Here is a 23,001-nt window from a genome sequence, read left to right as displayed (position 1 = left end):
CCGGCCGGTCGTGCGGCGCGGCACCGGCCGGTGCCGCGCCGCACGACCGGCCGGCCGACGCCAAGGCAGAGGTGGACCGCCTGTACGAGCAGGCGGAGAAGGCCACCCAGGAGTACGACGCCGCCGACGAGCGCGCCGGGAAACTGCGCAAGGAACTCGCCGAGACCCAGGACGAGGTGGCGCGCGGTCAGCAGCGGATCAACAGGATGCGCCAGGCACTCGGCATGGTGGCGGGCGCCCAGTACCGCTCGGGCGGCATCGACCCCTCGCTCACCCTGATGCTCTCCTCCGACCCGGACGGTTACCTCGACCGGATCGGCACCCTGGAGCGGATCAGCGCGCGGCAGGCCGACGACCTGACCGACCTCCAGCGCGCCCAGCGCCGCCTCGCCCAGCGGCGGGCCGAGGCGCGGCACACGCTCGCCGACCTCGAATCGGCCCGCAAGGCGGTCGCCCGGCACAAGCGCACCGTCGAGGCGAAACTCGCCAAGGCGCGCCGGGTGCTCGCCGCCATGCCGACCGACGAGCGCGCCGCGTACGAGCGGGCCTCGCGCGGCGGCGAACGCCCCGACCTGTCCGGCGTCGGGCCCGCGTCCTCGGCCCGTGCCGCCATGGCGCTCGCCGCGGCGCAGTCCGCGATCGGCAAACCGTACGTGTGGGGCGCCGACGGCCCTTCGGCGTTCGACTGTTCGGGCCTGATGCAGTGGTCGTACGGGAAGGCGGGGGTGTCGCTGCCGCGCACCTCGCAGGCCCAGCGGGTCGCCGGCCGCCGCGTCCCGCTCTCCGAGGCGCGCCCCGGCGACCTGGTCACCTACGGGTCCGACGCGCACCACGTCGCCATGTACGTGGGCAACGGCCAGGTGATCCACGCGCCCTATCCCGGCGCGAGGGTGCGCTACGACCCGGTCGGCATGATGCCGGTGAACTCGGTGACACGCGTCTGACCGCGCCCGGGTGCCCGTACGATCGGAGAGATGGCAGGTCGAGGGCGGACACGAACGCGGACAGGGACGCGGATGCGGGGCAGGGCGTGGGCCGTGGCCGCGCTCGGCGCGCTGCTCGTCCCGCTCACCGGGTGCGGCGGCAGCGGGCCCACGCCGGACACCACCCGGACGACGGCGATCCAGCGCGTCCTCGACCGCCGGGCGGACGCGGTCATGGACCGGGACGCCGCCGCCTACCGCGCCACCGGTGACGCGGAGCCGGAGCTGGTGACCGACCTGGGGAAGGTGCCGCTGGACTCATGGCGGTACAAGGTCACGCGGGTCGAGACGGCGAGCGCCCGGACGGTCCGGGTGTCGGCCGAGCTGAGCTACCGGGTGGACGGCTACGACGACGCCCCGCTGGTCACCGACCGCACGCTCGAACTGCGCCGGTCCGGGGACGCGTCGGGGCCGGGGACAGGGACCTGGTCCGTCACGGCGGACCGTCCCGCCAAGGGCTCGGGCGAGCAGCTGTGGGAGCAGGGCGAGGTCACGGTGGTGAGCGGGGCGCACAGCCTCGTCCTCGGCGTCGGCCGCAGCAGCGCGCGACTGCGGGCCTACGCGGCGCTCGCCGACCACGCCGTGCCCGCCGTCGACTCCGCGTGGGGCACCCACTGGGCACGCAAGGTCGTCCTCCTGGTGCCCAAGTCCCTCGATGCCATGGGGGAACTGCTCGGGGCGCCCGCCTCCGGCTACCGGGGGATCGCGGCCGTCACGACCGGCGAGGCGGGCGGCTCCCGCACCGCGCCCGCGGACCGCGTGATCGTCAACCCGGACGCGTACGCCGTGCTGGGCGACTTCGGCAAGCAGGTGGTCCTCACGCACGAGACCACGCACGTGGCCACGCGCGCGTCGACCTCCGCCGCGACCCCGCTGTGGCTCTCCGAGGGCTACGCGGACTGGGTCGGCTACCGCGGCACGGGCCGCACCCCGGCGCAGGTGGCCCCCGAACTCCAGAAGGTGGTCCGTGCGGGCGACGCCCCGTCCGAACTCCCCGACGACAGGGCCTTCCGCTTCAGCAGCGAGTCCGGGGAGCTCGCCCGCGCCTACGAGAGCGGCTGGCTGGCCTGCCGCATGATCGCGGACAAGTGGGGCGAGCGGAAGCTGGCCTCCTTCTACGCCGCGGTCGGCGCCCACCACGGCCGCTCGGGCGCGGTGGACGCCGCGCTGAACCGGGTCCTGGGCGTGGACGAACCCGCCTTCGTGGCGCAGTGGCGGTCGTACGTCCGAGACGAACTGGGCTGACGGCAACAGCTCACCCGCCGCCCAGCCCGACGACGGCCTCCCGCAGCCATGCCCGCTGCACCGGCCCGTACCTGGTCCTCATGGCGGGCTTCATCGCGCTCGGCGGCGCCTTCGAGGGCAGCGGGGGAGCGCCCAGGGCGCTGCGCGTGACCCTGCTCGGCGTCGCGTTGCAGCTGCCGTGCGCCGCGTGGCTCTCAGGGGCGTGGGGGCTGCCGGGAACAGCCGCCGCGATGGCCGCCGCGATGGCCGTGCAGTGCGCCTGCCTCGGGGTTGTGGCCCGGCGGGCGGTGGTCGGCGACGGCGCTCAGGACGGAGCGCGCACCGCCTGCTCCTGGGCGGGCTGAGGCGTCCGGGGCGAGTCGGCCGCGCGGCGCGGGGCGGTCACCGTCGTGCGCCACAGGCGACGGCAGGCGGTCAGCGAGGCCGCCACCAGCAGGCCGTTGCGGATCAGCAGCAGCGTCACGCCCCGGACGTCGCTCGTCACGACGTCCCCGAACCAGATCGGGAACTCCAGGAACGTCACGAACGTCGCCGCCAGGACCAGATACGTCGGCAGCGTCATCCGGCTGCCCCGGTACAGCAGGCAGACCGCGGCCAGGCCGACGAGCCACACCATGTACTGGGGGCTGATGACCCGGCTCGTCGTCGTGAACAGCAGCACCGCCGTCAGCGCCGCGTCCGCGGTCGTGCTCGGCTCCCACGCCCGCGCCCGCACCCGCCACAGCACCAGCCACGCGAACGCGACCACCGTCAGGACCTGCGCGACGGTGCTGACCAGGTGGACGTACGGGCCGAGGAACTCCACCGAGCCGTAGTTCAGCCGCACCGAGCCCTGCCAGCCGAACTGCCGCGCCACATGGAAGACGAGCGAGCCCAGCGACTCCACCTCGGTCCCCCGGTCCCGCTGGAAGGTGAGGAAGGCCATCGCCCCCGGCATCGAGAACGTGAAGGCCAGCAGGAGGAGGCCGCCCGTGAACAGCGCGGCGCCCCACGACGCGCGCGTGGCGACCCCCCGGCGCATACCGGTGAGCACCAGCACCGGCCACACCTTCAGCATCGCCCCGACCGCCGCGAGCAGGCCCGCCGCCCGCGGATGCCGGGCCGCCGCGAGCAGCGCCGCGACCGCGACGGCCGTGACCATCACGTCGTAGCGCGCGTACACCGTCTGCCCGAGCAGCGGCACGCCCACGACCCACACCCACACACCGCGCCGCGCCTTGCCGTGCCGTTCGGCGACGTACAGCAGCATCACGAAGACGGCCGCGTCCGCGAGGAACGCCAGGAGGAAGAAGGCGGAGGCGTAGTCGAGGAACGGGAGCAGCGCGGGCGAGAGGATCGCCGTCGCGGCGGCCGGCGGGTACTGCCAGGTCACGTCGTGCAGAGGGAACGTTCCGGTGCGCAGGACCTCGAACCAGCCGTGGTAGATCACCGACACGTCGCTCGTGACGTCCGGGCCCGGCACGACGATCACCTTGAAGACGCACAGCAGGAGCAGGGTGCGGGTCAGCGCCCAGGTGACCAGGAGCGCTGCGGGGTGTCGCGTCTTCATCCGCACATCATGCCCGGCGGGGCCGCGTACCCGCCACGGCGATGGGCACGGTGGCGCACACGAGCGACACGTTCGGTACTGTCGGCGGCGGCGGCGGAGCGCGCGGCGAACGCGGTAAGAGCGCGGCAAGAGCGCGGCGAACGTGGCGAGTACGGCGAAGACGGCGAAGACGGCGAAGACGGTTATGCACAAGACCCTGATCGTGACCAACGATTTTCCGCCCAGGCCGGGTGGCATCCAGGCGTTCCTGCACAACATGGCGCTGCGCCTGGACCCGGACCGGCTCGTCGTCTACGCCTCCACGTGGAAGCGCGGCAGCGAGGGCGCCCGGGCCACGGCGGAGTTCGACGCCGAGCAGCCGTTCACCGTCGTGCGCGACCGTACGACGATGCTGCTGCCCACGCCGCGCGTGACCCGGCGCGCGGTGGGCCTGCTCAAGGAGCACGGCTGTACGTCGGTGTGGTTCGGGGCCGCCGCCCCGCTCGGCCTGATGGCGCCCGCGCTGCGCCGGGCGGGCGCCGGGCGGCTCGTCGCGACGACCCACGGGCACGAGGCCGGCTGGGCCCAACTGCCCGCCTCCCGGCAGCTGCTGCGCCGCATCGGAGAGTCGACCGACACGATCACGTATCTCGGCGAGTACACCCGCTCGCGCATCGCGGCGGCGCTCAGCCCGGCCGCGGCCGCGCGGATGGAGCAGCTGCCGCCGGGCGTCGACGAGAAGACGTTCCACCCCGACTCCGGCGGCGACGAGGTGCGGGCCCGGCTCGGCCTCACCGACCGCCCGGTCGTCGTGTGCGTCTCGCGGCTCGTGCCGCGCAAGGGCCAGGACACCCTGATCCTCGCCATGCCGCGCATCCTGGCCGCCGTGCCGGACGCGGTGCTGCTCGTCGTCGGCGGCGGCCCGTACGAGAAGGACCTGCGCAAGCTGGCGGACGCGACCGGGGTCGCGGACTCCGTGCGGTTCACCGGGGCCGTGCCCTGGGAGGAGCTCCCGGCCCACTACGGCGCCGGTGACGTCTTCGCCATGCCGTGCCGTACGCGGCGCGGCGGGCTCGACGTGGAGGGCCTCGGCATCGTCTACCTGGAGGCATCCGCGACCGGGCTGCCCGTGGTCGCGGGCGACTCGGGCGGCGCGCCCGACGCCGTGCTCGACGGGGAGACCGGGTGGGTGGTGCGGGGCGGTGCCCCGCAGGAAGCCGCCGACCGCGTCGTCACGCTGCTGCGGGATCCGCAGCTGCGGCGGCGGATGGGGGAGCGCGGGCGTGCGTGGGTGGAGGAGCGCTGGCGCTGGGACCTTCTGGCCGAGCGGCTGAAGGCGTTGCTGTAGCACCCAGGGGTGCCCTGTGGGGGCGTCTCGCGGGTGCGGGTGGGTCTGGCTGCTCGCGCGGTTCCCCGCGCCCCTGAAGTGCTGCGGCTTCGCCGCGCCTTCCCTGCGAGACGCCGCACGGAGTGCGTGCGTCCCAGGGGCGCGGGGAACCGCGCGACCAGCCACGACGGACCTGAGCCCGTCGACAACCGAGCCCCGACGGCGCTACTTGCGGTAGATCGCCTCGACCTCGTCCGCGTAGTCCTTGGCCACGACACCCCGCTTCAATTTCAGCGAAGGCGTCAAGTGCCCCGACTCCTCGGTGAACTGGCTCCCCAGAATCCGGAACTTGCGCACCGACTCCGCCTTGGAGACCGCCGCGTTGCCGTCGTCCACCGCCGCCTGGATCTCCGCCAGCAGATCCGGGTCCTCGCGCAGCGACGCGACCGTCGAGCCCTTCGGCTTGCCGTGCTCCGCCGCCCACTTGCCGAGGAACTCCTCGTCGATGGTGACGAGCGCCCCGACGAACGGCCGCGCGTCGCCGACCACCATGCACTCCGCGACCAGGGCGTGCGCGCGGATGCGGTCCTCGATGACGGCCGGGGCGACGTTCTTGCCGCCCGCCGTCACGATGATCTCCTTCTTGCGGCCGGTGATCTGGAGGTAGCCGTCCTCGTCGAGCGTGCCGATGTCCCCGGTGTGGAACCAGCCGTCGGCGAGCGCCTCGCGGGTGGCGCCCTCGTTGTTCCAGTAGCCGGTGAACAGGTGCTCGCCGTGCAGCAGCACCTCACCGTCGTCGGCGATCCGGACCACCGAGCCCGGCAGCGGCTGACCCACCGTGCCGATCTTCTGGCGGTCCCACGGGTTGAAGGCGGTCGCGGCGCAGGACTCGGTCAGGCCGTAGCCCTCCAGGACCGTGAAGCCGATGCCGCGGAAGAAGTGGCCCAGGCGCTCGCCGAGCGGCGCGCCACCGGAGATCGCGTACTCGCCGCGGCCGCCGAGGACGGCGCGCAGCTTGCTGTAGACCAGCTTGTCGAACGTCCTGTACTTGATCTTGAGCGCGAGCGACGGGCCCTTCGGGGTGTCGAGCGCACGGCTGTACTCGATCGCCGTGTCCGCGGCCTTGTCGAAGATCTTGCCCTTGCCGTCGGCCTGCGCCTTGGCCCGTGCCGAGTTGTACACCTTCTCGAAGACGCGCGGCACGCCCAGGATCAGCGTGGGACGGAACGCGGCCAGCTCGTCGGTGAGGTTCTTGATGTCCGGCGCGTGGCCCAGCTTGATCGGCGCCATCAGCGAGGCGACCTCGACGAGACGGCCGAACACGTGCGCCACCGGCAGGAACAGCAGCACCGAGCACTCGCCCGTACGGAACAGCGGCTTGAGGCGCGCCACCACGTTGCCGCACTCGGCGAAGAAGCTGCGGTGGGTGAGGACACAGCCCTTGGGGCGGCCCGTCGTGCCCGACGTGTACACGATCGTCGCCGGGTCGTCGGCCTTCGCCACCGCGCTGCGCTCGTCCACGGTCGCGTCCGCGACGTCCGCGCCCGCCGCGTCCAGCTCCTCCACGCCGCCGGCCTCGATCTGCCAGACGTGCTTGAGGGCGGGCAGGGTGTCGCGGACCGAGGCGACGGCCGCGGCGTGCGCGTCCGACTCGACCACGATGGCGACGGCTCCCGAGTCGCCGAGGATCCACTGGATCTGCTCGGCCGAGCTCGTCTCGTACACCGGCACGGTCACCGCGCCCGCGCTCCAGATCGCGAAGTCGAGCAGCGTCCACTCGTAGCGGGTGCGCGACATCAGCCCGACCCGGTCGCCGGGCTGCACGCCCGAGGCGATCAGCCCCTTGGCGGCGGCCCGCACCTCGGCGAGGAAGCGGACCGAGGTGATGTCCTGCCAGACGCCGTCCACCTTGCGGCCTATGACGGCGACATCGGGATGCTGCGCGGCGTTGCGCCGGACGATGTCGGTCAGATTGCCGTCCGCAGGGACCTCGTACAAAGCCGGAAGGCTGAACTCGCGCAAGACTGCTGCTCCTCATAGGGCGCCGGCGTCACGACATTGTGCGATGCACCGGAGCGGTCCAAGGCTCGGGCAGGTGCTCGGTCTTTCTGATCCGCGGGTGTTCGGGGGTGTCGCATGCGGTTGTTGAAATACTGAGCACGACTGGACTGCCCGGACGTTACCCACCAGTACTGCACTTTCGGTAGGGGGGCCGGATCAGATGTTCGCTGCGTCACACGCTTTGCCAGTACTCGGCGCACAGTAGTCGACCCCCGTCATGACTCGGAAGTAACCGCAGGTCCGACGGTGTCTACCGCCGTGACTGCCGTGGTCTTAGGGTGGGCCGCATGCGCGTACATGTGGTCAGCGATGTGCACGGAAACTCCACCGACCTCGCACGAGCCGGGGACGGCGCCGATGCCGTCGTCTGCCTCGGTGACCTGGTCCTCTTCCTCGACTACGCCGATCACTCGCGCGGCATTTTTCCCGACTTGTTCGGCGTCGAGAACGCCCACCGGATCGTCGCGCTGCGCACCGCCCGCCGCTTCGACGAGGCCCGCGCCTTCGGGAAGCGGCTGTGGGCGGGCATCGACCGGGCGGCCGCGATCGAGAAAGCGGTCCGCAAACAGTACGAGGAGCTGTTCGCGGCCTTCCCCACACCGACGTACGCCACGTACGGCAATGTGGACATGCCGCACCTGTGGCAGGAGTACGCGGGCCCCGGCACCACCGTGCTCGACGGCGAGCGCGTCGAGATCGGCGGCCGCGTCTTCGGGTTCGTCGGCGGCGGCCTGCGCACACCCATGCGCACCCCCTACGAGATCGACGACGAGGAGTACGCCGCCAAGATCGAGGCGGTGGGCGAGGTCGACGTGCTGTGCACGCACATCCCGCCCGAGGTGCCCGAGCTGGTCTACGACACCGTGGCCCGCCGCTTCGAGCGCGGCAGCCGGGCACTCCTGGAGGCCATCCGGCGCACCAAGCCGCGGTACGCGCTCTTCGGCCACGTCCACCAGCCGCTCGCCCGGCGGATGCGGGTCGGTGCCACCGAGTGCGTCAACGTCGGCCACTTCGCCAGCGCGGGCAGGCCCTGGGCCCTTGAGTGGTGACCCTGGCCCCGGAGCGGTGAAGGGCTGGTCGTCCGCGCGCGATAGCCTTCAGGGCCTAGGGCCTGTCCGGCGGATCAGGTCGGACTCGGTCGACGGTGCCGATCGGTACCGCTGAGCGGGGTCTGGCGCGTGCAGACGCAAGGCGGAGGAGGGCGGCGACGCGGAGCGTCGGCAACCGACGACAACGCCGCGGACGTGCGTGCCGGACCCGGCGACCCCGACAAGATCCGCCGGACAGACCCTGGACACATCCATGCACGCCGGACCGCATCTGGAGGAGCCACGGCGATGGCGGAACACACCAGCTCGAGCATCACGATCGATGCGGCACCGGCCGACGTCATGACGGTGATCGCCGACTTCGCCCGCTATCCCGACTGGACGGGTGAGGTGAAGGAGGCGGAGGTCCTGGCCACCGACGACTCCGGCCGCGCCGAGCAGGTCCGCCTCGTCATGGACGCGGGCGCGATCAAGGACGACCAGACGCTCAGGTACACGTGGGTGGGGGAGAACGAGGTGTCCTGGACCCTCGTGAAGTCCCAGATGCTGCGCTCGCTCGACGGGTCGTACGTGCTGAAGGCGGCGGGTTCCGGTACCGAGGTCACGTACTCGCTCACCGTCGACGTGAAGATCCCGATGCTCGGCATGATCAAGCGCAAGGCCGAGAAGGTCATCATCGACCGTGCTCTGGCCGGACTGAAGAAGCGCGTGGAGTCCGGGGAAGGCGCCTGAGAAACCCCATGCGCACCCTCCTCCTCACCGGCCCCGGCGGTTCCGGCAGGACGACCGTCGCCGCCGCCACCGCCCTGGCGGCAGCGGCACAGGGGCTCCGGGTCCGGCTCGTCTCCGCGGACGCCGCGGCGTCCGCGGGCGGCGTGGGGGAGGTGCCCGGCGTCGACGTCGTCCGGATCGAGCCGGACACACGGTTCCGGGACGACCTGCTCGCCCTGCAGGAACGTGCCTCCGGCGTGCTCGACCTGCTCGGGGCCGCGCGGCTGGACGAGGACGAGCTGACCCCGCTGCCCGGCAGTGAGGAACTGGCCCTGCTGCGGGCGGTCAGGGACAGCCGGGACGCGCCCTGCGATCTGGTCGTCGTCGACCTGCCCGCGGCCCCGTGGGCCCTGGCCGCGCTCGCCCTGCCCGAGCAGCTGCGCCGCTATCTGCGCCGCCTCCTGCCCGCCGAACGCCAGGCCGCCCGCGCCCTGCGCCCCGTCCTCGGGCGGCTCGCCGGTGTGCCGATGCCCGCGGAGTGGCTGTACGAGACCGCGGCCCGCTGGGACACCGAACTCGCCGCCGCGCAGGCCGTGATCGACGCCGACTCGACCTCCGTACGGCTCGTCGCCGAGCCCACCGAGGCCGCCGCCGAGTCGCTGCGCACCACCGTCACCGGGCTCGCCCTGCACGGGCTGCCCGTCGAGTCCGTGATCGCCAACCGGATGCTGCCCGACGGCTCCACCGACCCGTGGCTCTCCGACGCCGCGGCCCGTCGGCGCAAGATCGCCGGTGAGTGGAGCCCGTGGGGCGCCGTGCACGAGGTCGGACATCTGGGCCGTGACCCCCGGGGCGCCGACGAGCTGGCCCGGCTGGGCGTGCCGGGACCCGCCGGCGCGCCCCCGCGGACACCGTGGCCCGTCGAGGACCGGCTCGCCGAGGAAGGGCTCCTGGTGTGGCGGATTCCGCTGCCCGGCGCCGTGCGCGAGGAGCTGACCCTGGTGCGGCGCGGCGACGAACTGGTCGTCGGGGCGGGGCCGCTGCGCCGCGTCGTCCCGCTGCCGTCCGCGCCCCGCCGCTGCACCGTGGCCGGAGCCGGTCTGGTCGACGGGGAGCTGCGGGTGCGGTTCTCCCCGGATCCCGCTCTGTGGCCGAGGAGGCCGTGAACCCGGCGCACCCGTTCGGGTACCGTCGAAGGGACGACGCCTAGTCGTCACGACAGGTGGCCACGGCCTGTGGCCACGGCACACAGCCGCCCCATCCTCAGCTCTCCGCAGGAGTCAGCCGCCATGAGCGACGCCACCGAGCAGCCCGCCCCCCAGGCCGACGCCGACGCGTGGGAGAAGGCGTGCGCCGAGGATCTCGCCGCGGAGAAGGCCCGCCGCCGGGCCGCCTACGGGCCCGAAGCGGGCTCGGCCGCCGAGGAGCTGCGCAAGCTCGTGGACGCGGTCACCGACAAGCTGTCGTCCGTGCAGGCCCCGTTCCTGGGCGCCGTCGCGCAGGGCACGGTCGAGCAGGTCGCCAAGCAGGTCGTGCGTCAGGCGAAGTCGGTCGTCGAACCGGTCATCGAGCGCAACCCGGACGTCCTCGACCATCTCGCCGCCGCGGGCTCCGAACTGCTCGCCGCCTACCGGTCCGCCGTCGAGGGCCAGGAGCGCCGCTGGACGCAGCGCACCCGTCAGTCTTCCCCCCGCCAGTCGCCCACCCCTCACGCGCGCGCCCGCGACGAAAGCCCCGACGCGAGTACGGACAAGGGCCCGGAAGACGGCTCCGGAGGGGAGCGCATCGATCTGGACTGAGGTGCGCTCAGGTACGGTGGGCCTTAGCGGGGCTCGACCGAACTGAGGGATTCATGGGACTCACCATCGGCGTCGACATCGGCGGCACGAAGATCGCGGCCGGCGTGGTCGACGAGGAAGGCAACATCCTCTCCACGTTCAAGGTGCCCACGCCTTCCACACCCGAGGGCATCGTGGAGGCCATCGGCTCCGCCGTCGAGGGCGCCCGAGCGGGGCACGAGATCGTCGGCGTGGGCATCGGTGCGGCCGGATACGTCAACCGCCAGCGCTCGACGGTGTACTTCGCGCCCAACATCGACTGGCGCCAGGAGCCGCTCAAGGAGAAGGTCGAGGCGCGCGTCGGCCTCCCGGTCGTCGTGGAGAACGACGCCAACGCGGCGGCCTGGGGCGAGTACAAGTTCGGCGCGGGCAAGGGCCATCGCAACGTCATCTGCATCACCCTGGGCACCGGCCTCGGCGGCGGCATCATCATCGGCAACAAGCTGCGCCGCGGCCACTTCGGCGTGGCCGCCGAGTTCGGGCACATCCGGATGGTCCCGGACGGCCTGCTGTGCGGCTGCGGCTCGCAGGGCTGCTGGGAGCAGTACGCCTCCGGGCGCGCGCTCGTGCGGTACGCCAAGCAGCGCGCCAACGCCACCCCGGAGAACGCCGAGTACCTGCTCTCCCTCGGCGACGGCACCCCCGAGGGCATCGAGGGCAAGCACATCTCCATGGCCGCCCGCCAGGGCGACCTGGTCGCCGTCGACTCCTACCGCGAGCTGGCCCGCTGGGCCGGTGCGGGCCTCGCCGACCTGGCCTCGCTCTTCGACCCGTCCGCGTTCATCGTCGGCGGCGGTCTCTCGGACGAGGGCGAGCTGGTCCTCGACCCGATCCGCAAGTCGTACAAGCGCTGGCTGGTCGGCGGGAACTGGCGTCCGGTCGCCGACGTGATCGCGGCCCAGCTCGGCAACAAGGCGGGCATGGTCGGGGCGGCCGACCTGGCGCGCCAGCCCGACCCCGTCATGTGACACCTTCCGGCCAGGCCGCGACACCTTCCGGTGCTACCGCGTTCCGGTGCCCGTCGTTCCCCTCGGGGGCGGCGGGCACCGGCGTATCTTGATCGCCATGGACACCGGCTCGCACTCCGACTCCCAACTGCCCGAATCCCGCACCGAGTCCGACGGTTCGGCCGTCGTCCGCGTCCTCAGCTACAACATCCGCTCGATGCGTGACGACACCGCCGCCCTCGCCCGCGTCATCAGGGCCTGCGACCCCGACCTGGTCCTCGTCCAGGAAGCGCCCCGGTTCTTCCGGTGGCGCAAGAAGCTCGCCCGGCTCGCCCGCGCGGCCGATCTGGTGATCCTCTCCGGCGGCGCCACCGCGGCCGGGCCCGCGCTGCTGTGCTCGCTGCGGGCGACCGTGGAGCGGACCGAGGACGTGCTGCTGCCGCTCACGCCGGGCCTGCACCGGCGGGGCCTGGCCTGCGCGGTCGTACGGTTCGGCGGCGCACACGGGGTCCGGCTGGGCGTCGTCAGCTGCCACCTGAGCCTGCGCGAGGACGAGCGGTACGCGCAGGCCGGGATGCTGCTCGACCGCGTCGAGGCGCTGGGCGTCGAGCACGCCGTGGTGGGCGGCGACCTCAACGAGCGTCCCGGCGGCCGTACGTTCCGGCGGCTGACCGGCACGCTCGACGACGCCTGGGCGGTCCGGCCCTGGGGCGGGGAGTTCACGTCGACCGCGGCCGACCCGCATCAGCGGATCGACGCGATCCTCACCACCAAGGGCGTCGAGGTCCTGGGGTGCGGCGTCCCCGGCTTTCTCGACGCCGGGGACCTGAAGGCGGCCACGGACCATCTGCCGGTGCTCGCCGCGCTGCGGCTCCCCGCTAGCTGAACGCGGTCGGCCGGTCTCAGACGACCGCGCCGCGGCCGGGGTCGCCGTCATCGTCGTCGCCCGGGTTCATCCGGGCGACGAGGGTGGCGAAACCGCCGAGGAAGCCCCCGATACAGACCGTCGCCAGCCACCACGTCATGTCCCAGCCGAGGACCACCGAGATCAGCAGCAGGACCGGGCCGCCGACCACCGCGAGCCACGCGAACTTGGCCGTGACGTCGGCCTCCGGCAGCGGGGGCGGCTCGGGCGGCACGAAGTGGCCCTCGTCGTCCGCGTCGAAGTCGTCGTCGGAGGGCTCCGGCACGGTGTGGTCGCGCGGGCCCGGCGTGGCCGCGACACCGGGCGCGAAGGAGATCGAGGAGCCGAGAGGACGGCCCGCGCCGCGCCCCGGGCGGCCGTCGCCGTCCTCGTCCTCGTCCTTGCTCCGATCCCCGTCCCCGCCGACGTCACCGCCGCGGTCGTCCGCGCGCGTGCCGTCCTGCGACGGCGGGTCGGTGTCCGGTTCGAGCAGGGCCAGGTCCTCCACGGACCTGAACGGCTTCGCACCCGGCGGGTCCGGCGGTTCCTGCCCGTACCCGGCGACGATCTCGGCCCACGCCGCGTCCTCGTCGTCGGGCAGCAGCGGGTCGCGCCGCCCGCTCTCGGGCGGCTGGTCGCCCGGTGCCCCGGACTCGCGGCCGGCGCCGCCGCCCGGGCTCTCCGGCCCGTCCGGCGTGTCCGGACCGCTCCGCTCCTGCTCAGCCACCGCTGGCCGTCCCTTCCACGCCCTGCTCCGCACTCCGGTCCGTACCCGCACCGGCCTCGGGGGCGAGCCGGCCGATGAAGGCGAGGCTCTCCTCGAAGATCCGGTCCGCGTCGTGGTCCAACGTCGCGACGTGGTAGCTCTGTTCCAGCAGGATCTCCGTCACGTCCGTGGACGAGACGCGGCCGAGCACACGCGCCGAGTCGGCCGGCGGCACGACATGGTCCTGCGGGCTGTGCAGCACCATCAAGGGCTGGGTGACCTGCGGCAGCTCCCGGTCGACGAGCCGGAAGAAGTTCCGCAGCGCGTGTGCCGCGTGCAGCGGGACCCGGTCGTAGCCGACCTCCTCCGAGCCGCCCTTGGCGATGTCGCTCGCGATCCCCTTCGTCGTACGGACGAAATGCCGGACCACGGGCAGCGCGTGCGCGGCCAGACCGTGCACCTTGTTGCCCGGGTTGACCACGACGACGCCCGCCACCGCGTCACCGTGCCGCGCGGCGAGACGCAGCGCCAGCGCACCGCCCATCGACAGGCCGAACACGAAGACCTTCGTGCACCGCTCCGAGAGCTCACGCAGGGCGCGGTCCACCTCCGCGTACCAGTCCTGCCACCCGGTGACCGCCAGGTCCTCCCAGCGGGTGCCGTGGCCGGGCAGCAGCGGCAGCGAGACGGTCAGACCGCGCTCGGCCAGATACTCCGCCCAGGGGCGCAGCGACTGGGGGGATCCGGTGAAGCCGTGACAGAGGAGGACGCCGACCTCGCCGCCTTCGTGACGGTACGGCTCGGCTCCAGGCAGGACCGGCACCATCGGCCTCCTGTTCGTGGGTTTCGGGGGACGTGTGCAGAGCGTGGGTGATGGTCTTCACGGTACGCGACGGGACTGACACCGACCAGGGTCGTCGGGCTCCCGAAGGGCCCGCGGGTTAGGGTCGGACCCAAAGCTCGGATCGTCGGACCGGCCCGAGCGCACGGGAAGGCAGTGGGTTGATCTACGGCGCAATGAAGGTGGCCATCGGAGGGCCGCTGAAGCTCGGTTTCCGGCCGTGGGTGGAGGGCCTGGAGAACATCCCGGCCGAGGGGCCCGCGATCCTGGCCAGCAACCACCTGTCGTTCTCGGACTCCTTCTTCCTCCCGGCGGTCCTCGACCGGAAGGTCACGTTCATCGCGAAGGCCGAGTACTTCACCACACCGGGGGTCAAGGGGAAGTTGACGGCCGCGTTCTTCAAGGGCGTCGGCCAGCTGCCCGTGGACCGCTCGGGCTCGCGCGGGGCCGGGGAGGCCGCCGTCAAGAGCGGCATCGACGTCCTGGAGCGCGGCGAGCTGTTCGGCATCTACCCGGAGGGGACGCGCTCCCCGGACGGCCGCCTCTACCGCGGCAAACCGGGCGGCCTCGCGCGCGTGGCACTGGCCACCGGCGCCCCCGTCATCCCCGTCGCCATGATCGACACCGAGAAGATCCAGCCCCCCGGCAAGGTGATGCCCAAACTGATGCGCCCCGGCATCCGCATCGGCAAGGCCCTCGACTTCAGCCGCTACCAGGGCATGGAGAGCGACCGGTTCGTGCTCCGCGCGGTCACCGACGAGGTGATGTACGAGATCATGAAGCTCTCCGGGCAGGAGTACGTCGACATGTACGCGACCGCCGCCAAACGGCAGATCGCGGAGGCGGAGAAAGCAGCCAAGGAGGCCGCCAAAGAGGCCGCCAAGGAGCACGCCAAGGCGCACAAGGACGAGAATCCGGCCGGGAGCGGGGAACGCGGCGGCGCCTAGCCGCGTCGTCACCGTTGTCCGCTCAGCCGAAGGGTGGGGGAGATGGCCAGGCGCGAGCGCGTCATACGGATGTCGGTCGAGCAGCCGCTGTGGCGCGCGCTCATGGCGTACCGCCTCCTGACCATGGTCTACGCGATCGGGCTCTTCGCCTCCGCGTACGAGCAGTACGGCCGCCCCTGGGTGGGCGTCGCCTACCTCGCCGTCCTGGTGCCCTGGACGCTGGCCACCCTGCCGCAGGTGTCGGGCGGCGTACGGTGCACCAAGCGGTTCCTCACCGCGGACCTGACCGTCGCCGTCGCCGGCATCCTGCTCTCGCCCGTGGCGGGCCACGAGCGGGCGATCACCGGCGGCTCCACGCTGCCGTCGATCTGGACGGCGGGAGCCGTCCTCGCCTGGGCGATCAAGGGCGGCTGGCGGTGGGCGGCCACCGCGTCCGCGCTGGTCGGCGTCGCCAACGTGATCCAGCGCGGCGCCCTCAGCCGCAGCACTGCGCACAACGTGATCCTCGTGTGCATCGCCTCCATCGCCATCGGCTACGTCGTGGAGGTGGCGCGCGCCTCCGAGCGCACTCTGGCCCGCGCCCTGGAGATCCAGGCCGCCACGCGCGAGCGCGAGCGCCTCGCCCGAGACATCCACGACAGCGTGCTCCAGGTCCTCGCCATGGTGCAGCGGCGCGGCACCGCCCTGGGCGGCGAGGCCGCCGAACTCGGCCGGATGGCGGGCGAGCAGGAGATCGCCCTGCGCACCCTGGTCGCCGGAGGACCGGCTCCCCGCCCCCGCACACCCGGTGACGACGCGCCCGGCACGCGCGTACGACCCGTCGACGGGCCCGCCGAGCCCGACGCAACCGGCGGGGCGACCCGCGACGCGGCCGCCGACGCAACGGGCGACGACACGTGTGACCTGCGCACGCTGCTCGCCCCGTACGCGAGCGGGCACGTCACTCTCTCCGAGCCGGGCACCGCCGTTTCGCTGCCCGCCGCCACCGCCCGCGAACTGGCCGCCGCCGTGGGCGCCGCCCTGGACAACGTGCGGCGGCACGCGGGCGCGGGCGCGCACGCGTGGATCCTCCTCGAGGACGAGCCGGACGCGGTCCTGGTGACCGTGCGCGACGACGGCCCGGGCATCCCGGAGGGCCGCCTGGCGCAGGCCGAGGGGGAGGGGCGGCTCGGCGTCGCCCAGTCCATCCGGGGCCGCCTGCGCGACCTGGGCGGCACCGCCGAGCTGATCTCGGTCCCCGGGCAGGGCACCGAGGTCGAACTGAACGTACCGAAGCAGCCGGCACCCCGGGGGAAGGCAGGACAGCCGCGATGAGCGACGCCAAGGGTGAGCAGAGCGCACCGATCAAGGTGATGGTGGTCGACGACCACCCCATGTGGCGCGACGCCGTCGCCCGCGACCTGGCCGCGTCCGGCTTCGACGTCGTCGCCACCGCGGGCGACGGCGAACAGGCCGTGCGCCGCGCCCTGGCCGTCCGCCCCGACGTCCTCGTCCTCGACCTGAACCTGCCCGCAAGGCCCGGCGTCCAGGTCTGCAAGGACGTCGTCGCCGCCGAGCCCGCCACCCGCGTACTCGTCCTGTCGGCCAGCGGCGAGCACGCCGACGTCCTGGAGGCCGTCAAGTCCGGCGCCACCGGCTATCTGCTCAAGTCGGCGTCCACCGACGAGTTGCTCGACGCGGTCCGCCGCACGGCCGTCGGCGACCCGGTCTTCACGCCCGGACTCGCCGGACTCGTCCTGGGCGAGTACCGCAGGCTCGCCGCCGAGCCCGCCCCGGCCGCCGACGCCGGCGCCGACGAGCCGAAGGCGCCGCGGCTGACCGACCGGGAGACAGAGGTGCTGCGCCTGGTCGCCAAGGGCCTGAGCTACAAACAGATCGCCGAACGCCTGGTCATCTCCCACCGCACCGTCCAGAACCACGTGCAGAACACCCTCGGCAAGCTCCAGTTGCACAACAGGGTCGAACTCGTCCGCTACGCCATAGAGCGGGGTCTGGACGGCGAGTGACCCCCGCGGGACAGTGGGCAGTGTCTTGAACTGCTCACCGCGACAAGGGAGTTGCGCGATGAGGGTCGCAGTGCTGACCGGAGGCGGTGACTGCCCGGGGCTCAACGCCGTCATCAGGGCCGCCGTCCGCAAGGGCGTACAGGAGTACGGCTACGACTTCGTCGGATTCCGGGACGGCTGGCGCGGCCCCCTGGAGAACGACACGGTGCCGCTGGACATCCCCGCGGTGCGCGGCATCCTGCCTCGCGGCGGCACCGTGCTCGGCTCCTCGCGCACCAACCCGCTGCGCGCCGAGAACGGCATCCGCCGGGTCCGCGAGAACCTCGCCGAGCAGGAGGTCGACGCGCTCGTCGTGATCGGGGGCGAGGACACCCTCGGCGTCGCCGCGCGCCTCGCCGACGAACACGGCGTCCACGTCGTCGGCGTACCCAAGACCATCGACAACGACCTCTCCGCCACCGACTACACCTTCGGTTTCGACACGGCCGTCGGCATCGCCACCGAGGCCATCGACCGGCTCCACACCACCGCCGAGTCCCACATGCGGGTCCTCGTCGTGGAGGTCATGGGCCGCCACGCGGGCTGGATCGCCCTCCACTCGGGCCTGGCAGGCGGCGCCAACGTCATCCTCATCCCCGAGCGGCGCTTCGACGTCGACCAGGTCTGCTCCTGGGTCAGCTCACGCTTCCGCTCCTCGTACGCCCCGATCGTGGTGGTCGCCGAGGGGGCGATGCCGCGCGACGGCGAGGTGGTGCTCAAGGACGACTCGCTGGACTCCTTCGGTCACGTGCGCCTCTCCGGTGTGGGCGAGTGGCTGGCGAAACAGATCGAGCGGCGTACCGGCAAGGAGGCCCGCACCACGGTTCTCGGCCACGTGCAGCGCGGCGGCACTCCGTCGGCGTTCGACCGCTGGCTGGCGACCCGCTTCGGCCTGCACGCGATCGACGCGGTGCGCGACGGGGCGTGGGGCGAGATGGTGGCCCTGCGGGCGACGGACATCGTCCGCGTACCGATCGCGGAGGCGACGTCCCGCCTGAAGACGGTGAACCCGTCCCTCTACAGGGAAGCGAGCGTGTTCTTCGGATAGTCCGGGAACAGGCCGGGAACAGGTCGGGAACAGGCCGGTTCGAAGGCGCGGGGAGGCGCCCGGCTGCATAGACTCACGCCATGGAGATCCTCGCATTCGGCGTTCAATCAGACGAAAAGCCCCTCATCGAGAAGGCATTCGAAGGCAAGAACGACGTCCGCTGCCTGGACGTCTTCCTGAACGAGGACACCGCCCCCATCGCGGCGGGCTACGAAATCATCTCCACCAGCGTCAACGCCACGCTGAACAACCACGTGCTCCAGACGCTCGCCGCGGGCGGCACACAGATGATCGCCCAGCGCTCCACCGGCTTCAACAACATCGACCTGCAGGTCGCCGAACGCCTCGGCCTGACCGTCGCGCGGGTCTCGTACTACTCGCCGTACTCGGTCGCCGAGTTCGCCTGGACCCTCGCGATGGCCGTCAACCGCCGCATCGTCCGCGCCTCCACCCGCACCCGCGACTTCGACTTCCGCCTCGCCGGGCTCATGGGCCGCGACATGCGCGGCCGCACCGTGGGAGTCCTCGGCACCGGCAAGATCGGCGAGGCGTTCACCCGGATCGCGCACGGCTTCGGGATGAATCTGCTCGGCTGGGACGTCGTCGAGAACCCGGCGTGCGTCGAACTCGGCATGAAGTACGTCGACAAGGAGCAACTGTTCACCGAGTCCGACCTGATCAGCCTGCACGTGCCGCTGCTCCCGGCCACCGAGCACCTCGTCGACTCCACCGCGCTGCGCGCCATGAAGGACGACGCGGTCCTCGTCAACTCCAGCCGCGGCGGCCTCGTCGACACCAAGGCCCTGGTCACCGAATTGCGCGCGGGCCGTTTCACCGGCATCGGCCTGGACGTGTACGAGGCCGAGGCGGGCCTGTTCTTCCTCGACAAGTCCCTGGACGTCGTCGACGACGACACCCTGGCCCGCCTGGTCACCTTCCCCAACGTCCTGGTCACGTCCCACCAGGCGTACTACACCGTGGACGCGGTCGGCCAGATCATCGACACCACGCTCCACAACGTCCTCGACTACCTGGAGGGCCGCCGCTCCGAGAACGTCCTGGTGCCGTCCGCGCCCGCCAAGCCGTCGGCGCCCGCCGCCACGAGCTGACCGAGCAGCTCCCGCACGATCGACACGCCACGCAGCGACAGCACCGACTCCGGGTGGAACTGCACCCCCGCGAAGCCGGGACCGCGCAGCGCGTGCACCTCGCCGCTCGCCGCGTCCCTGCTGACCTCCACGTGGTGCGCGGCCAGTTCGAGCGCGGCCTCGTCGTCGCAGTGCGCCACGAAGCTGTTGTAGAACCCGACGGTCTCGGTCCGCCCGAACAGCTCGACCTCGCTCTGCGCCCCCTGGTACGGCACGTCCTTGCGCACGATCGGAAGACCCAGCTCCGCCGCGATCAGCTCGTGCCCCAGGCAGACGCCGAGCACGCCGTACGCGCGCGTGCCGATGAGCTCAGCCGTCAGCGAGCGCAGCAGCCGCATCTTCGGGTCGGCCAGGTCGCACGGGTCGCCGGGGCCGGGCCCGAGGACCACGGGGCCCTCGTGGGCGAGCACGGTCTCCCGCAGCCCCACCTGGTCGTAGGGCCGCACCGACACCGCGAGGCCCGACGCGCGCAGCACGTGCGCCAGCATCGCGGTGAACGTGTCCTCGGCGTCGACCACGAGCGCATGCCCGCTCAGCTCGCTGCCGCGCCGCTGCATCCGCAGCCAGAACGGCGCGAGCGAGGCGCGCCGGCCGTCGAGGGCCGCCCGTACCCGCGGGTCGTCGGCGAGCGCGGGCCGTGGGTCCCGCGCGCGCGTGGGGCCCGGACGCACTCCCAGGGCGGTCAGCACACCGGCGGCCTTGGTATGGGTCTCGGCGACCTCGCCCGCCGGGTCCGAGCCGCGCACCAGCGTGGCGCCGACGCCGACCCGCAGGCGCCCTTGGGCGTCGATGTCGGCCGTGCGGATCAGGATGGGCGAGTCGAGGGTCTGGGCGCCGGCCGACCCTTCCCGTCCCGCGCCCGCGTCTCGGCCGAGCAGCGCGAGGGCCCCCGCGTAGTAGCCGCGCCCGCCGGGCTCGTACCGCTCGATGACCCGGCAGGCGTTCTGCACGGGCGAGCCGGTGACGGTCGCCGCGAACATGGTCTCCCGCAGCACCTCGCGCACGTCCAGGGTGGAGCGGCCGCGCAGCTCGTACTCGGTGTGCGCGAGGTGGGACATCTCCTTCAGACGCGGCCCGACGACGACACCGCCCATGTCGCCGACCGTGCACATCATCTTGAGCTCCTCGTCGACCACCATCGACAGCTCCTCGATCTCCTTGCCGTCGGCGAGGAAGCCGAGGAGGTGCTCGGGAGTCGGACCGCCGTCCGGGTAGCGGTACGTGCCGCTGATGGGGTTCATCACGACGGTCCCGCCGGACATGCGTACGTGCACCTCGGGACTGGCGCCCACCAGGGTCCGCTCGCCGGTGTGCACGACGAACGTCCAGTACGCGCCGCGCTCGACCTCCAGGAGGCGCCGGAAGAGCGCGAGCGCGTCGGCGCGCCCGAAGCCGTCGACGGTGGCCTCGTACGTCCGGCGGATCACGAAGTTCGCGCCCTCGCCCCGCCCGATCTCGTCGCGCAGCACCCGGCCCACGATGCCGGCGTACGTGGCGTCGTCGACGTCGAAAGCGCCGTCACGCGCGTGTACGTCGTGGGCGGGCAGTTGCGCGAGGGCGTCAGCGAGCGGAACCTCGTAGGACTCCTCGGGCGTGAGGACGGCGAGCGGGGCGCCGTCGTCGCGGACGTCGAAGCCGCGCTCGCGGATCTGCCGGAACGGGACGAGGGCGAGACCCACGTCGGGGATGTCGGCGAGGCGCTCGTACGTGCCGACCGGGCCGGTCAGGACCTCGACGGTGTCGTGGTCGCGGCCGGGGGTGCGGCGGCGCAGGAGCGCGAAGGGACGGTCGTCGGCGAGCAGCTTGCCCAGTGTGCGCATGGATGTTCCTCCGTTGTCGTCAGGGGTTCGGGAGGAACGGCCGCCGCCGGTGTCGAAAACACTGAAGGCCGCCCCTCGGGCGGCCTTCGCGGATTCGGATACGCGCAGTCAGTGGGCCGCCGGATGTGCGGTCCACCACCAGTTCTGGTTCCGGGTCGAGTGCGCGAACATGGCCGCAACCTTAGGAGGTGGGCCGATGGCGTGTCCACCGGGCGGTTCGTCCGTCGGCACGAGCGCGGCGCGTGTGCTTCCCACCGTGTGGTCCCCGCCGCCGCGGGGCCGGGATGCCGGGTCCCGGCCCGGCGTCCACACTCTGGGCAATGCGAAACACACTTGCGCGGAGCCCGTAACCTTGGGCGCGTGAACGCAAACGCCCCTTCTGTCGACGTGAACACCTGGCGAGACCTCCCCGCTGCGCAGCAGCCGGAGTATCCCGACCAGGAAGCCCTGCGAGGCGTGGTCGCTGAACTGGAGAGCTTTCCGCCGCTCGTCTTCGCGGGCGAGTGCGACCAGCTGCGCGCCCGGATGGCGGCCGTCGCCAAGGGAGAGGCGTTCCTGCTCCAGGGCGGCGACTGCGCGGAGGCATTCGACGCGGTCTCGGCCGATCACATCCGTAACAAGCTCAAGACGCTGCTCCAGATGGGCGCCGTGCTCACGTACGCCGCGTCCGTGCCGGTCGTCAAGGTCGGCCGGATCGCGGGCCAGTACTCCAAGCCGCGCTCCAAGCCGACCGAGACCCGCGACGGTGTGACGCTGCCGACCTACCGCGGCGACTCCGTCAACGGCTTCGAGTTCACCGAGGCCGCCCGCGTCCCGGACCCGGAGCGGCTCAAGCGGATGTACCACGCGTCCGCGTCGACGCTGAACCTGGTGCGCGCCTTCACCACGGGCGGTTACGCGGACCTGCGCCAGGTGCACGCCTGGAACCAGGACTTCGTGAAGTCGTCCCCGTCCGGGCAGCGCTACGAGCAGCTCGCGCGCGAGATCGACAACGCGCTGAACTTCATGCGGGCCTGCGGCACCGACCCCGCCGAGTTCCAGACGGTCGAGTTCTACTCGTCCCACGAGGCGCTGCTGCTCGACTACGAGTCGGCGCTGACCCGGGTCGACTCGCGTACCGGCAAGCTGTACGACGTCTCCGGCCACATGGTGTGGATCGGCGAGCGCACGCGTCAGCTGGACCACGCGCACATCGAGTTCGCCTCGAAGATCCGCAATCCGATCGGGATCAAGCTCGGCCCGACCACGACGGCCGAGGAGGCGCTGCAGTACATCGAGCGCCTCGACCCGGACCGCGAGCCGGGCCGCCTGACCTTCATCGTCCGCATGGGCGCCGACAAGGTCCGCGACAAGCTGCCCGAGCTGGTCGAGAAGGTCACGGCGTCGGGTGCGACGGTGGCCTGGGTGACCGACCCGATGCACGGCAACACCTTCGAGGCGGCCTCCGGTCACAAGACGCGCCGCTTCGACGACGTGCTCGACGAGGTCAAGGGCTTCTTCGAGGTCCACAAGGAGCTCGGTACGCACCCGGGCGGTATCCACGTCGAGCTCACCGGTGACGACGTCACCGAGTGCGTGGGCGGCGGCGACGAGATCTTCGTCGACGATCTGCACCAGCGCTACGAGACGGCCTGCGACCCGCGCCTCAACCGCAGCCAGTCGCTCGACCTGGCGTTCCTGGTGGCGGAGATGTACCGCGACCAGTGACCGTCCCCGGCCGGTGACGGCTGTCTGACGTCTGTCGGCTGTACGTGACGCCGTGGGGCGCGGATCACATCGATCCGCGCCCCACGGCTCTTTTGCGCTCCCGGCCGTACGGGTAAGGTTAGGTTAGCCTCACCGATCAATCGGGG

The 23,001-nt window shown here is 72.4% G+C and carries 22 protein-coding genes; 16 read left to right on the top strand and 6 right to left on the bottom strand.

The window, feature by feature from the left end:
- The 3 genes from OFY01_RS21950 to OFY01_RS21940 all read left to right on the top strand — a co-directional run.
- Positions 1-944 (top strand): C40 family peptidase (locus OFY01_RS21950; protein ID WP_266602551.1); only part of this gene is annotated, 944 nt, incomplete at its 5' end.
- A 72-nt stretch (positions 945-1,016) separates the two neighbouring features.
- On the top strand, positions 1,017-2,228 hold the full coding sequence (locus OFY01_RS21945; RefSeq protein WP_266602549.1) for an LPS-assembly lipoprotein LptE: 1,212 nt from the start codon (positions 1,017-1,019) through the stop codon (positions 2,226-2,228).
- Positions 2,229-2,308: 80 nt separating this feature from the next.
- On the top strand, positions 2,309-2,572 hold the full coding sequence (locus OFY01_RS21940; RefSeq protein WP_407700399.1) for a hypothetical protein: 264 nt from the start codon (positions 2,309-2,311) through the stop codon (positions 2,570-2,572).
- Here OFY01_RS21940 and OFY01_RS21935 read toward each other — a convergent pair.
- Positions 2,533-3,777 (bottom strand): glycosyltransferase 87 family protein, encoded by a 1,245-nt coding sequence (locus OFY01_RS21935; protein WP_266602547.1) that lies wholly within the window; start codon positions 3,775-3,777, stop codon positions 2,533-2,535. The genes OFY01_RS21940 and OFY01_RS21935 overlap by 40 nt on opposite strands.
- A gap of 184 nt (positions 3,778-3,961) precedes the next feature.
- Between OFY01_RS21935 and OFY01_RS21930 the strand changes: the two genes are divergently transcribed.
- Positions 3,962-5,104 carry a glycosyltransferase family 4 protein gene (locus OFY01_RS21930; protein ID WP_266602562.1) on the top strand — a complete coding sequence of 381 codons (1,143 nt, stop codon included), beginning with the start codon at positions 3,962-3,964 and terminating at the stop codon, positions 5,102-5,104.
- Positions 5,105-5,308: 204 nt separating this feature from the next.
- On the opposite strand, the gene OFY01_RS21925 is transcribed toward OFY01_RS21930, so the two are convergent.
- Positions 5,309-7,105 carry an AMP-dependent synthetase/ligase gene (locus OFY01_RS21925; protein ID WP_266602545.1) on the bottom strand — a complete coding sequence of 599 codons (1,797 nt, stop codon included), beginning with the start codon at positions 7,103-7,105 and terminating at the stop codon, positions 5,309-5,311.
- A 326-nt stretch (positions 7,106-7,431) separates the two neighbouring features.
- On the opposite strand from OFY01_RS21925, the gene OFY01_RS21920 reads away from it, so the two are divergent.
- The 6 genes from OFY01_RS21920 to OFY01_RS21895 all read left to right on the top strand — a co-directional run bounded on the left by OFY01_RS21920 (position 7,432) and on the right by OFY01_RS21895 (position 12,575).
- Complete coding sequence (locus tag OFY01_RS21920) at positions 7,432-8,193, top strand: metallophosphoesterase family protein (protein ID WP_266602543.1); 762 nt, start codon at positions 7,432-7,434, stop codon at positions 8,191-8,193.
- 288 nt (positions 8,194-8,481) lie between these two features.
- Positions 8,482-8,925: an SRPBCC family protein gene (locus OFY01_RS21915; protein WP_266602542.1), complete on the top strand. Its 444-nt coding sequence runs from the start codon at positions 8,482-8,484 to the stop codon at positions 8,923-8,925.
- An 8-nt stretch (positions 8,926-8,933) separates the two neighbouring features.
- Positions 8,934-10,070 carry an ArsA family ATPase gene (locus tag OFY01_RS21910; RefSeq protein ID WP_266602541.1) on the top strand — a complete coding sequence of 379 codons (1,137 nt, stop codon included), beginning with the start codon at positions 8,934-8,936 and terminating at the stop codon, positions 10,068-10,070.
- Between the two features lie 123 nt (positions 10,071-10,193).
- The gene (locus tag OFY01_RS21905) at positions 10,194-10,703 is read left to right on the top strand and encodes a DUF5304 domain-containing protein (RefSeq protein WP_266602539.1); all 510 of its coding nucleotides are present in this window, start codon (positions 10,194-10,196) and stop codon (positions 10,701-10,703) included.
- A 53-nt stretch (positions 10,704-10,756) separates the two neighbouring features.
- The gene (locus OFY01_RS21900) at positions 10,757-11,710 is read left to right on the top strand and encodes an ROK family glucokinase (RefSeq protein ID WP_266602537.1); all 954 of its coding nucleotides are present in this window, start codon (positions 10,757-10,759) and stop codon (positions 11,708-11,710) included.
- Between the two features lie 97 nt (positions 11,711-11,807).
- Positions 11,808-12,575: an endonuclease/exonuclease/phosphatase family protein gene (locus tag OFY01_RS21895; protein WP_266602535.1), complete on the top strand. Its 768-nt coding sequence runs from the start codon at positions 11,808-11,810 to the stop codon at positions 12,573-12,575.
- Positions 12,576-12,591: 16 nt separating this feature from the next.
- Here the strand turns inward: OFY01_RS21895 and OFY01_RS21890 are convergent, their stop codons facing one another.
- Together OFY01_RS21890 and OFY01_RS21885 are read right to left on the bottom strand one after the other, a co-directional pair.
- Positions 12,592-13,320 (bottom strand): hypothetical protein, encoded by a 729-nt coding sequence (locus OFY01_RS21890; RefSeq protein ID WP_407700398.1) that lies wholly within the window; start codon positions 13,318-13,320, stop codon positions 12,592-12,594.
- Positions 13,313-14,122, bottom strand: coding sequence for an alpha/beta hydrolase (locus tag OFY01_RS21885; protein ID WP_266602558.1), 810 nt, complete (start codon positions 14,120-14,122; stop codon positions 13,313-13,315). Before OFY01_RS21885 ends, OFY01_RS21890 begins: the two co-directional genes overlap by 8 nt.
- A 194-nt stretch (positions 14,123-14,316) precedes the next feature.
- Between OFY01_RS21885 and OFY01_RS21880 the strand changes: the two genes are divergently transcribed.
- The 5 genes from OFY01_RS21880 to OFY01_RS21860 all read left to right on the top strand — a co-directional run bounded on the left by OFY01_RS21880 (position 14,317) and on the right by OFY01_RS21860 (position 19,289).
- The gene (locus OFY01_RS21880) at positions 14,317-15,087 is read left to right on the top strand and encodes a lysophospholipid acyltransferase family protein (protein ID WP_266602557.1); all 771 of its coding nucleotides are present in this window, start codon (positions 14,317-14,319) and stop codon (positions 15,085-15,087) included.
- A gap of 42 nt (positions 15,088-15,129) precedes the next feature.
- A complete protein-coding gene (gene macS, locus OFY01_RS21875; protein WP_266602533.1) occupies positions 15,130-16,401 on the top strand; it encodes a MacS family sensor histidine kinase in 1,272 nt (423 codons plus the stop codon).
- Positions 16,398-17,093, top strand: coding sequence for a response regulator (locus OFY01_RS21870; RefSeq protein WP_266602531.1), 696 nt, complete (start codon positions 16,398-16,400; stop codon positions 17,091-17,093). The genes macS and OFY01_RS21870 overlap by 4 nt, the downstream gene beginning before the upstream one ends.
- Positions 17,094-17,151: 58 nt before the next feature.
- A complete protein-coding gene (locus OFY01_RS21865; protein WP_266602529.1) occupies positions 17,152-18,180 on the top strand; it encodes a 6-phosphofructokinase in 1,029 nt (342 codons plus the stop codon).
- Positions 18,181-18,260: 80 nt separating this feature from the next.
- Complete coding sequence (locus OFY01_RS21860; protein ID WP_266602528.1) at positions 18,261-19,289, top strand: 2-hydroxyacid dehydrogenase; 1,029 nt, start codon at positions 18,261-18,263, stop codon at positions 19,287-19,289.
- On the opposite strand, the gene OFY01_RS21855 is transcribed toward OFY01_RS21860, so the two are convergent.
- Both OFY01_RS21855 and OFY01_RS32675 read right to left on the bottom strand, forming a co-directional pair.
- The gene (locus OFY01_RS21855; RefSeq protein WP_266602526.1) at positions 19,208-21,148 is read right to left on the bottom strand and encodes an anthranilate synthase family protein; all 1,941 of its coding nucleotides are present in this window, start codon (positions 21,146-21,148) and stop codon (positions 19,208-19,210) included. The genes OFY01_RS21860 and OFY01_RS21855 overlap by 82 nt on opposite strands.
- 108 nt (positions 21,149-21,256) lie before the next feature.
- A complete protein-coding gene (locus tag OFY01_RS32675) occupies positions 21,257-21,319 on the bottom strand; it encodes a trp operon leader peptide (protein WP_366828741.1) in 63 nt (20 codons plus the stop codon).
- Between the two features lie 189 nt (positions 21,320-21,508).
- Here OFY01_RS32675 and OFY01_RS21850 point away from each other — a divergent pair, with 189 nt between their 5' ends.
- Positions 21,509-22,855 (top strand): class II 3-deoxy-7-phosphoheptulonate synthase, encoded by a 1,347-nt coding sequence (locus OFY01_RS21850; RefSeq protein ID WP_266602524.1) that lies wholly within the window; start codon positions 21,509-21,511, stop codon positions 22,853-22,855.
- Positions 22,856-23,001 lie beyond the last annotated feature (146 nt).

Source organism: Streptomyces beihaiensis, assembly GCF_026274175.1.
GTDB classification, from domain to species: domain Bacteria; phylum Actinomycetota; class Actinomycetes; order Streptomycetales; family Streptomycetaceae; genus Streptomyces; species Streptomyces beihaiensis.
The sequence above is the reverse complement of the archived record's forward strand: the minus strand, read 5'-3'. Positions and strand labels throughout refer to the sequence as shown.